Genomic DNA, 10,424 nt, shown 5'->3' with positions numbered 1-10,424 from the left:
ACGGTCGATGTGTTTGGCGATCATGGCTTGGGCGGTTTGTTGAAAGAAGGTGGTCATGGAAAATCCCCTAAATGTCTTGGTGGGAATTTAGGGGATTTTGGGGAATTTTGCAAAGGTCTCGGCCTTTTGAGTTTCTCTGCGTATTCCCCCAAAAGTAGGAATACAAACAAAGATAAGCAATGTTTCTAATTGAATCCTTATTCAAAATAAGCTAACAATACCCAGAATAATTTCGTAATATTAAGTGGGAATAAATATGGATCATTCAGTTCATAACAAGCTGGTTTCTTTTATCTGGAGCATTGCAGACGATTGTTTGCGCGATGTCTACGTGCGCGGTAAATATCGTGATGTGATCTTGCCGATGTTTGTACTTCGCCGTTTGGATACCTTGCTTGAGCCAAGCAAAGAAGCGGTATTGGAAGAAGTACGCTTTCAAAAAGAAGAATTAGCATTCACCGAATTGGATGACCTTCCCCTTAAAAAATTACCGGCCATGTTTTTTATAACACCTCAAAATGGACCTTGAAATCCCTCTATCAAACCGCCAGCAATACGCCGCAGTATATGCTGGCCAATTTTGAAGAATATCTTGATGGTTTTAGTGCCAACGTGCAGGAAATTATCAACTGCTTCAAGCTGCGTGAACAAATCCGCCACATGTCCCATAAAAATGTTTTGCTGAGTGTGTTGGAAAAATTTGTCTCCCCTTACATCAATCTTACCCCTAAAGAGCAACAAGACCCGGATGGTAATAAATTGCCAGCTTTGAGCAATCTGGGCATGGGCTATGTGTTTGAAGAACTGATCCGTAAATTTAACGAAGAAAACAACGAAGAAGCCGGCGAACACTTTACGCCACGCGAAGTGATTGAGCTGATGACACATTTGGTCTTTGATCCGCTAAAAAACCAAATCCCGGCGATTATTACGATTTACGACCCGGCTTGCGGCAGCGGCGGTATGCTGACCGAATCACAAAACTTTATTGAACAAAAATATCCGCTGCCAGAATCGCAAGGCGAGCGCTCTATTTTCCTATTTGGCAAGGAAATCAATGACGAAACTTACGCCATCTGCAAATCCGACATGATGATTAAAGGCGACAACCCTGAAAACATCAAAGTCGGCTCTACTCTTGCTACCGACAGCTTCCAAGGCAATTACTTTGATTTCATGCTTTCCAATCCGCCATACGGCAAAAGCTGGAGCAGTGACCAAGCTTATATTAAAGACGGCAACGATGTTATCGACAACCGCTTTAAAGTCAGCTTGCCTGAGTACTGGGGCAATGAAGAAACACTCGATGCCACGCCACGCTCCAGCGATGGACAGCTGCTATTCCTAATGGAAATGGTCAGCAAAATGAAATCGCCGAATAACAACAAAATAGGCAGCCGAATAGCCTCCGTACATAACGGCTCAAGCCTCTTTACCGGCGATGCAGGCTCGGGGGAGAGCAATATCCGTCGCCATATCATTGAGAACGATTTGCTGGAGGCCATCGTACAACTGCCTAACAACCTATTCTACAACACAGGCATTACCACCTACATTTGGCTGCTGTCCAACAACAAACCCGAAGCGCGCAAAGGCAAAGTACAGCTGATTGATGCCAGCCTCTTATTCCGTAAGCTGCGTAAAAACCTCGGCGACAAAAACTGCGAATTTGCCCCAGAGCATATTGCAGAGATTACCCAAAACTATCTTGATTTCACTGTTAAAGCACGGGAAACCGACAGCCAAAATGAAGCGGTCGGCTTGGCTTCGCAGATTTTTGATAATCAAGATTTTGGCTATTACAAAGTTACCATCGAACGCCCGGATCGCCGTTCTGCCCAATTTACCGCCGAAAATATTGCGTCTTTACGTTTTGACAAAGCCTTGTTTGAGCCGATGCAATATCTTTATCAGCAACATGGCGAACAAGTTTACAACGCCGAATTTTTAGCTAAAACCGAGCCAGAAATCAGCGCTTGGTGCGAAGCGCAGGGCATTGCCTTAAACAACAAAAACAAAGCCAAGCTGCTGGATATCAAAACCTGGGAAAAAGCTGCCGCACTTTTTCAGACGGCCTCAACCTTACTCGAACATTTCGGCTCAACCCAATTTGACGATTTCAACCAATTCAAACAAGCCGTGGAAGGCCGTCTGAAAGCCAAAAAATCCCCCTTTCTGCCACAGAGAAAAAGGCCATTTTCAATGCCGTAAGCTGGTACAACGAAGATGCCGCCAAAGTGATTGCCAAAACACTCAAGCTCAAACCAAACGAATTAGATGCCCTTTGCCAACGCTACCAATGCCAAGCCGACGAGCTGGCAGACTTTGGCTATTACGCCACCGGCAAAGCAGGCGAATATCTCCAATATGAAACAAGCAGCGACTTGCGCGACAGCGAATCCATACCGCTCAAACAAAATATCCACGATTATTTTAAAGCCGAAGTGCAACCGCACATCAGTGAAGCATGGCTGAATATGGAAAGCGTGAAAATCGGCTATGAAATCAGCTTTAATAAATACTTCTACCGCCACAAACCATTACGCAGCCTTGCAGAAGTAGCCCAAGATATTCTCACTTTGGAAAAACAGGCTGACGGCTTGATTAGTGAGATTTTGGGCATATAAGCTGCATTGGGTATATTCAAGCGGTCAGATTTTAAGGATTTTTTGCAAATGAGACGATACGAGAGTTACAAAGATTCGGGCGTGGAATGGCTAAGACAAATCCCGAGTCATTGGGATGTGCAACGTTCAAAATTCATTTTTAAGAAAATAGAAAGAAAAGTGAATGAGGAAGACCAAATTGTTACTTGTTTTAGGGATGGGCAAGTAACTCTGAGAGCTAATCGAAGAACTGAAGGATTTACAAATGCGCTAAAAGAACACGGCTACCAAGGAATTAGAAAAGGTGATTTAGTTATTCACGCTATGGACGCTTTTGCAGGGGCAATTGGTATTTCTGATTCAGATGGTAAAGCAACACCAGTTTATTCCGTTTGTTTGCCTCATGATAAACAAAAAATCGATGTCTATTTTTACGCTTATTACTTAAGAAATCTTGCATTATCAGGCTTTATTAGCTCCTTGGCTAAAGGAATTAGGGAGCGTTCAACAGATTTTCGCTATGCTGATTTTGCAGAATTATTACTACCTATTCCACCATATTTAGAACAACAAAAAATCGCACAATTCCTAGACGACAAAACCGCCAAAATCGATCAGGCGGTGGATTTGGCGGAAAAGCAGATTGCCCTGTTGAAAGAGCACAAGCAGATTCTGATTCAAAATGCCGTAACCCGTGGCTTAAACCCTGATGTGCCGTTAAAAGATTCCGGTGTGGAATGGATAGGGCAAGTGCCGGAGCATTGGGAATTGACTATCGGGATGAATGTATTTAGGGAAAATAAACGTGATAATAAAGGAATGAAAGAAAACACAGTGCTTTCATTGAGTTATGGGAAAATAATCATAAAACCAGAAGAAAAATTGTTTGGTCTAGTTCCCGAATCGTTTGAAACCTATCAGATTGTAGAACCAAACGATATTATTATTCGTTGTACTGATTTGCAAAATGACCAAACTAGTTTAAGAACTGGATTAGCACAAGATAAAGGAATTATTACCAGCGCTTATCTAAATTTAAAATTTATAAATAATTATTCTGCTAAGTTTTTGCATTATTATCTTCATGCTTTAGACATTACCAAAGTGCTTTATAAATTTGGCTCTGGACTGAGACAAAATTTGAGTTTTTTAGATTTTAAACGCTTGCCAATTATTGACATTCCGTTGGCTGAACAACAACAAATAGCCGATTACCTAGATGCTCAAATTATTAAAATAGACCAAGCCATCGCATTAAAAACAGCCCATATTGAAAAGCTGAAAGAGTATAAAAGCGTGTTGATTAACGATGTGGTAACCGGCAAGGTTCGGGTATAGGGTGTGAAAGTGCGGTCAAAAAATCCGATGGGTTTTGAATATTGGCAGTGCAACTTGGGCGTAATGAATAAATTTTAAAACATTCACAAAAGGGTGAAAAATGGTTTCAGGAACTAAGGAAAAAGATTTAGAAATTGCCATCGAAAAAGCTTTAACCGGCACTTGGCGTGAAAACAGCGAAAACAAGCTGGGCGAGCCGAAGGCAGAATACCTGCCGCGCCATCATGGTTTTGAGCTGGCATTTTCACAGGATTTTGATGCGCAGTTTGCGATTGATACGCGCCTGTTTTGGCAATTCCTGCAAACCAGCCAAGAGGCAGAACTTGCCCGTTTTCAACAGCTCAATCCAAACGATTGGCAACGTAAAATTCTAGAGCGGTTAGACCGCCAAATAAAGAAAAATGGCGTGTTGCACCTGCTGAAAAAAGGCTTGGATATTGATAGCGCCCATTTTGATTTGCTCTACCCCGTTCCGCTTGCCAGTAGCGGCGAAAAGGTCAAGCAGCGTTTTGAACAGAATCTGTTTAGCTGTATGCGCCAAGTGCCTTATTCTGCTTCAAGTAGTGAAACGGTGGATATGGTGCTGTTTGTCAATGGCTTGCCGATTATTACCCTTGAGCTGAAAAACCATTGGACGGGTCAGACGGCCATTGATGCCCAAAAACAATATCGCAACCGAGATTTAAGCCAAACGCTGTTTCATTTCGGGCGTTGTTTGGCGCATTTTGCCTTAGATACGGAAGAAGCTTATATGACCACCAAATTGGCGGGGCCTGCTACGTTTTTCTTGCCGTTTAATTTGGGCAACAACTGCGGTAAGGGCAATCCGCCGAATCCAAACGGACACCGCACGTCGTATTTGTGGCAAGAGGTGTTCAGCAAAGCCAGCCTTGCCAACATTATTCAGCATTTTATGCGTTTAGATGGTTCAACCAAAGATCCGTTGGAGAAACGCTCGCTCTTTTTCCCCCGCTATCATCAATTAGAGGTGGTGCGCCGTTTGATTGCGGATGTCAGTGAACAAGGCGTGGGTAAACGCTATTTGATTCAACACTCTGCCGGCTCGGGCAAATCTAATTCCATTACTTGGTTGGCGTATCAGTTGATTGAGGCTTATCCGCGCAATGAAAAGGCGGCAAACGGTAGAGAGGCAGACCGTCCGATTTTTGATTCGGTGATTGTCGTTACCGACCGTCGTTTGCTGGATAAGCAACTGCGCGACAATATCAAAGATTTTTCGGAAGTTAAAAACATTGTGGCGCCGGCGTTGAGTTCGGCAGAATTGCGCCAATCGCTTGAGCAGGGCAAAAAAATCATTATTACCACGATTCAAAAATTCCCGTTTATTGTTGATGGCATTGCCGATTTGGGTGATAAACAATTTGCGGTGATTATTGATGAGGCGCACAGCTCACAATCTGGTTCGGCACACGACAATATGAACCGAGCCATCGGCAAAACGGAAGACCTTGATGCCGAAGATGTGCAAGATTTAATTTTACAAGCCATGCAATCCCGCAAAATGCGCGGCAATGCGTCGTATTTTGCTTTCACCGCCACACCGAAAAACAGCACTTTGGAAAAATTCGGCGAGAAACAGGCGGATGGTAAATTTAAGCCGTTCCACCTTTATTCCATGAAGCAGGCGATTGAAGAAGGCTTTATTTTAGATGTAATCGCGAATTACACCACATATAAAAGTTTTTATGAAATCACCAAATCGATTGAAGATAATCCGGAGTTTGATAGTAAGAAGGCACAAAGCCGTCTGAAAGCTTATGTGGAGCGCTCTCAACAAACGATTGATACTAAAGCAGAGGTGATGCTGGATCATTTTATCCAGCAAATCTTTAACCGTAAAAAACTCAAAGGCAAAGCCAAGGGAATGGTGGTAACGCAAAATATTGAAACCGCCATCCGCTATTTTCAGGCGTTAAACCGATTGCTGGTTGAGCGAGGCAATCCATTTAAAATTGCGATTGCGTTTTCAGGCAGTAAAGTGGTTGATGGTGTTGAATACACTGAAGCGGAAATGAATGGGTTTGCAGAAAGTGATACCAAAGAGTATTTCGATCAAGATGAATATCGTTTGCTGGTGGTGGCCAATAAATATCTGACCGGTTTTGACCAGCCGAAATTGTGTGCGATGTATGTGGATAAGAAACTCTCCGGCGTACTTTGTGTGCAAGCTTTATCTCGCTTAAATCGCAGTGCGAATAAGTTGGGTAAACGCACGGAAGATTTGTTTGTATTGGACTTTTTTAACAGCGTTGAAGATATTCAGCAGGCATTTGAGCCGTTTTATACTTCTACGTCGTTGTCGCAAGCAACCGATGTCAATGTCTTGCATGATTTGAAAGATCAGTTGGATGAAACCGGCGTGTATGAACAAGCGGAGGTCAACGATTTTACTGAAGGCTATTTTGCCAATAAAGACGCACAACAATTAAGCAGTATCATTGATGTGGCGGTTCAACGTTTCGATCATGAGTTGGCGCTTGAGCCAACCCAAAAAGTCGATTTTAAAATCAAGGCAAAACAATTTTTAAAAATTTACGGGCAAATGGCCTCCATCATCAATTTTGAAAATATCGCTTGGGAGAAGCTTTATTGGTTCCTCAAATTCTTAGTACCAAAATTAAAAGTACAAGATCCGATGGATGAATTTGATGAAATTTTAGATGCTGTGGATTTAAGCTCTTACGGCTTGGCGCGTACTAAACTGAATTACAGCATTAAATTAGATGATGAAGAAACAGAGCTTGACCCACAAAATCCAAATCCACGTGGTACGCATGGTGAAGATAAAGAAAAAGATCCGATTGATGAAATTATTCGTGTGTTCAATGAAAGATGGTTTCAAGGCTGGAGCGCAACTCCAGATGAGCAACGGGTGGAGTTTATCAGTACTAAAAATCGCATCTGCGAACATAAAGATTTTAAGCAGAAATATCTGAATAACCCTGATATCCATACCCGTGAATTGGCTTTCCAAGCCATTTTGCGCGATGTGATGAACGAAAGCCGCATAGCTAAATTGGAACTGTACAAGCTCTTTGCCACAGATGCCGCATTTAGAACGGCTTGGACGCAAAGTTTACAACGAGCTTTGGCGAGATAGAAATAAAGGCCGTCTGAACGATTGGGTTTCAGACGGCCTCAGTATCAGCAGCGTAGGTTAAGCACCCTATCCGCTGTTTTATTTACATTTGGTTTTGGCCAAATTCACGGCTGCGGTCAGGCTTTTTTCGTTGACTTCGCCGGTGATGGTTTGTTTGTAGCCGCATTTCGGCGCTTCGACGACAGTGAAGGGCAATACGCCGACATTGTTGCCGTGGGCTTTCATGAAGTTGCGGCTGTTGGCGCCGGTGTAACGCCAAATCGGGTAGCTGACCGGCGTTTGTTTTAGGAACTTGCCGATGTTGTCAGTGGTATCCAGCGCGATGCCGACCATATCGACGCTGCCTTTTTTCTGCGCTTTATACCATGCGGACATGGCAGGCATTTCTTTACGGCAGGGGCCGCACCAGGTTGCCCAAAGGTTAACCACGCGCACGGGGGCTTTGAGCGATTCTAGACTTTGCGGTTTGTTGTCCTGCCAACCTGCCGTTTCGTCGGCGGCAAAGGCCGGCGCAGCGGTAAAAACGGTGGCGGACAAGAGAAGGGCGGTTAAGGCTTTCATGGTTGTATCCTTGAGGTTGCCAATCGAAATTGTGTTTATTGTAAAACGGTTTGGTGGGTATGCCTACCGATTCGTATCAAGATATCAGGTAAAAAGTTTGAGTAAAAATCAGTTGCAGACGATAATAACCGCCATCATTGAATGATTTTGCAATAATACGGAGACTTTCATGCCGTCTGAATTCACACTTTATCACAACCCGCGTTGCAGCAAATCGCGTGCCGCGCTGGCTTTGCTCGAAGAAAAAGGCGTTGCCGCCGACGTGGTCAAATATCTGGATACCGCGCCCGATTTGGCGACTTTGCAGGATATGTTTGCCAAACTCGGCATCGAATCGGTGCGCGGCATGATGCGCACGAAAGACGATTTGTACAAAGAATTGGGTTTGGATAACCCCGATTTGGACAATGCCGCCCTGCTTCAGGCAATCGCCGAACACCCCGCCCTGCTCGAGCGTCCCGTTTTGGTAACGCCTACGCGCGCAGCCATCGGCCGTCCGTTGGAAAACATTGCCGCCCTACTCGGCTGACGGGGTTGGATAAGGCCGTCTGAAGATGATTTCCCTGCTTAAAAGCCGCAATGGCCTGCGATATTACCTGTTTCGCGGCCTTGCTTTGAGCGTTTTGCTGGTGTGCGGTATTTTTTTGACCGGCACATGGCAGATTTACCGGACAGGTTTGCAAACCTTGCCGAAGGAGGCTCATGCCGATGCGGCGGTGGTGTTGGGTGCGGCGGCGTGGGACAAACGCCCGTCGCCGGTATTCCGTGAGCGTATCAACCACGCCATCACGCTCTACCAAAGCCATCGGGTCGGCAAAATCATTTTCACCGGTGGTACGCCCAAAAAAGGATTTATGACCGAAGCCGAAGTGGGGCGCCGATACGCGCTCAAGCAGGGCATACCGGCGCACAATATCCTATTTGAAAACACGTCGCGCAACACTTACGAAAACCTGCGCAATATCATCCCCATCATGCACGCCAACGGAGTCGGCAGCATTATCGTTGTCAGCGACCCGTATCATTTGGCGCGTGCCGAAGAAATGGCCGCCGATTTGGGCTTGTCAGACGCGCAGTTCTCCGCCACTCCGACCACGCGCTTTGACGAGCGCAGCAAGAAAGCCAAGTTTCTGATGCAGGAGAGCTATTCTTTGTTTCTCTACCGTATCGGCAAATGGAGCGATGCGGTTTGGAATTGGATAGGTGGTTGAGCCTTCGGTAATCCATGTAAAAGGCCATCTGAATCCTTTTAGGTTTCAGACGGCCTAAATGTATGCTTACTTATTGATATTGATTTGCAGCTGCACTGCCAAAAATGACTACAGCTACAGCCAGTACCAGATAGATGACAAACAGAATCAAGGCAGCCTTGAAATAATTGGCTTTATTCGGATTGGTGTTTGAGCCGAATGCCCATACAAGCGTCATAACTATATTGACTAGCGGAATCATCAAAATCAAGTTTGTTAGCAACCATTCTTTGATGCTGACGACCGGAGCCTGAGGCTGGTCGATTTGGTTTTGTCCGTTCATACGTACCCAGTAATTTTGTTGAAAGAACAGTAATTATACTCATTAAATCTTTATCGGCATAGCATGTTCAGGCCGTCTGAATCTTCAGGCGGCCTGAGCCTATGATTTTTGCAGCCACTATTTCAATCGGATGTAAAACGTACCGTCCGGCACGACGGGCAGGTATTTGCGGTAGAAGTCCAGATAGGTCTTGTTTGGGTCTATGTCGGCAAACTGCTGCGGATACAGGGTTTTGGCGATAAATTGCGCGCTGGCCAAATCGGTGAGCGAGCGGGAGGCGGTGTGGTAGATGCCGTAAACGCGTTTGTTTTTGACGGCAGGAATGTCTGCCCAGCCTTTGCGTTTGACAAATCCGGCCAGGCGGCGTTGCGCATCGGCCTGGCTGATGCCTATGCCCATCGCCATAATGCCAGGCTTGTCTTTATGGCCGTTTTCCGTCCCCGAAATGACGATGACGTCGGGTTTGGCCGTCAGGAATTTTTCAGGGTTTATCGGTCCCCAGTTTTTAACGTAAGGCGCGGCGATATTGTTGCCGCCTGCTGTGTCGGCAATCGCGCCCCACATATCTTTGCCGAAGGTGTAGCTGTATTCGGACGGGCCTTTGTCGCCGAACTCGATATAGATTTTCGGTTTGGACTGCTTGGCACGCGCGACGCGTTTTTGGATGTCGGCAATGCCTCGGGCGTATTCGGCGGCAATTTTTTGGGCGCGCGCCTGCGTACCGTTGAGTTCGCCGAAAATTTCCGCACTGCGCGTGTGCCGCGCGACGGTTTCGGCGTTGAAATCGACCACGACGACGGGTATGCCTGCCGCTTTAATGCGCGGCAGATGGGTGGCGATGGCCTTATACTGCCAGTCGGCCAGAATCAATACGTCCGGCTTGAGCGCGAGCGTTTTCTCCAGTGAAAACGTGCCGGTGCTGATGTTGCCGATGTCCGCAATGTTTTGCAGCGTAGGCAGCTTCTGTTTGAACATCGCCCAGCTGCCGGGATTGAATTTCTCCCAAAACTCACGCGAAATGCCGATGACGTTTTTAAATTTGTCTGCGCCCGTTACCGCGATATAGTCGGGATAGTAAAACGCCAAAACCGCGCGTTTGACAGGGACATCGACTTTGACTTCGCGTCCCAATACGTCTTTGATAGTTTTGATTTCGGCTTGGGCAAAAAGGGGCAGGAGGGCGAGGGCGGCAAATAAAGTGCGTTTGTTCATGAGCTGATACTTTCAAAGAAATAATTATCATTTGTCTTGTTTTCAGGAGAAAA

At 45.6% G+C, this 10,424-nt stretch carries 11 protein-coding genes; 8 read left to right on the top strand and 3 right to left on the bottom strand.

Annotation, left to right across the window (positions count from 1 at the left end; all coding sequences use genetic code 11):
- The 6 genes from TW89_RS11855 to TW89_RS07955 form a co-directional block, all read left to right on the top strand.
- Positions 1–189: hypothetical protein (locus TW89_RS11855; protein WP_128581094.1), on the top strand; the 189-nt coding region annotated here is incomplete at its 5' end.
- A 67-nt stretch (positions 190–256) separates the two neighbouring features.
- Positions 257–529: a type I restriction-modification system subunit M N-terminal domain-containing protein gene (locus TW89_RS12080; RefSeq protein WP_283114694.1), complete on the top strand. Its 273-nt coding sequence runs from the start codon at positions 257–259 to the stop codon at positions 527–529.
- A complete protein-coding gene (locus TW89_RS07965; RefSeq protein WP_283114693.1) occupies positions 526–2,211 on the top strand; it encodes an HsdM family class I SAM-dependent methyltransferase in 1,686 nt (561 codons plus the stop codon). Before TW89_RS12080 ends, TW89_RS07965 begins: the two co-directional genes overlap by 4 nt.
- Before the next feature lie 26 nt (positions 2,212–2,237).
- A complete protein-coding gene (locus tag TW89_RS12075; protein ID WP_283114692.1) occupies positions 2,238–2,627 on the top strand; it encodes a hypothetical protein in 390 nt (129 codons plus the stop codon).
- An 81-nt stretch (positions 2,628–2,708) separates the two neighbouring features.
- Entirely contained in the window at positions 2,709–3,944 is a 1,236-nt protein-coding gene (locus TW89_RS07960; protein ID WP_225522194.1) for a restriction endonuclease subunit S, read from the top strand.
- A 100-nt stretch (positions 3,945–4,044) separates the two neighbouring features.
- Complete coding sequence (locus TW89_RS07955) at positions 4,045–7,065, top strand: type I restriction endonuclease subunit R (protein WP_128581092.1); 3,021 nt, start codon at positions 4,045–4,047, stop codon at positions 7,063–7,065.
- A gap of 78 nt (positions 7,066–7,143) precedes the next feature.
- Here TW89_RS07955 and TW89_RS07950 read toward each other — a convergent pair whose 3' ends face one another.
- Entirely contained in the window at positions 7,144–7,626 is a 483-nt protein-coding gene (locus tag TW89_RS07950; protein ID WP_049349226.1) for a TlpA disulfide reductase family protein, read from the bottom strand.
- Positions 7,627–7,795: 169 nt separating this feature from the next.
- Between TW89_RS07950 and arsC the strand changes: the two genes are divergently transcribed.
- Complete coding sequence (gene arsC / locus TW89_RS07945) at positions 7,796–8,155, top strand: arsenate reductase (glutaredoxin) (protein WP_004519164.1); 360 nt, start codon at positions 7,796–7,798, stop codon at positions 8,153–8,155.
- A 25-nt stretch (positions 8,156–8,180) separates the two neighbouring features.
- Positions 8,181–8,837 carry a YdcF family protein gene (locus TW89_RS07940; protein WP_128581091.1) on the top strand — a complete coding sequence of 219 codons (657 nt, stop codon included), beginning with the start codon at positions 8,181–8,183 and terminating at the stop codon, positions 8,835–8,837.
- A 70-nt stretch (positions 8,838–8,907) separates the two neighbouring features.
- Here TW89_RS07940 and TW89_RS07935 read toward each other — a convergent pair whose 3' ends face one another.
- On the bottom strand, positions 8,908–9,159 hold the full coding sequence (locus tag TW89_RS07935; protein ID WP_070826712.1) for a hypothetical protein: 252 nt from the start codon (positions 9,157–9,159) through the stop codon (positions 8,908–8,910).
- Positions 9,160–9,276: 117 nt separating this feature from the next.
- On the bottom strand, positions 9,277–10,371 hold the full coding sequence (locus TW89_RS07930; protein WP_128581090.1) for an ABC transporter substrate-binding protein: 1,095 nt from the start codon (positions 10,369–10,371) through the stop codon (positions 9,277–9,279).
- Positions 10,372–10,424: the final 53 nt, after the last annotated feature.

The sequence above is a fragment of the Neisseria flavescens genome, assembly GCF_001618065.1.
Taxonomy (GTDB): Bacteria; Pseudomonadota; Gammaproteobacteria; order Burkholderiales; family Neisseriaceae; genus Neisseria; species Neisseria flavescens_A.
The sequence above is the reverse complement of the archived record's forward strand: the minus strand, read 5'-3'. Positions and strand labels throughout refer to the sequence as shown.

Excerpts from the sequence above, each read along its gene's own strand:
- TW89_RS12080 (WP_283114694.1), top strand. The coding sequence starts at position 257 with ATGGATCATTCAGTTCATAACAAGCTGGTTTCTTTTATCTGGAGCATT.
- TW89_RS07955 (WP_128581092.1), top strand. The coding sequence starts at position 4,045 with ATGGTTTCAGGAACTAAGGAAAAAGATTTAGAAATTGCCATCGAAAAA.
- TW89_RS07950 (WP_049349226.1), bottom strand. The coding sequence starts at position 7,626 with ATGAAAGCCTTAACCGCCCTTCTCTTGTCCGCCACCGTTTTTACCGCT.
- arsC (WP_004519164.1), top strand. The coding sequence starts at position 7,796 with ATGCCGTCTGAATTCACACTTTATCACAACCCGCGTTGCAGCAAATCG.
- TW89_RS07940 (WP_128581091.1), top strand. The coding sequence starts at position 8,181 with ATGATTTCCCTGCTTAAAAGCCGCAATGGCCTGCGATATTACCTGTTT.
- TW89_RS07935 (WP_070826712.1), bottom strand. The coding sequence starts at position 9,159 with ATGAACGGACAAAACCAAATCGACCAGCCTCAGGCTCCGGTCGTCAGC.
- TW89_RS07930 (WP_128581090.1), bottom strand. The coding sequence starts at position 10,371 with ATGAACAAACGCACTTTATTTGCCGCCCTCGCCCTCCTGCCCCTTTTT.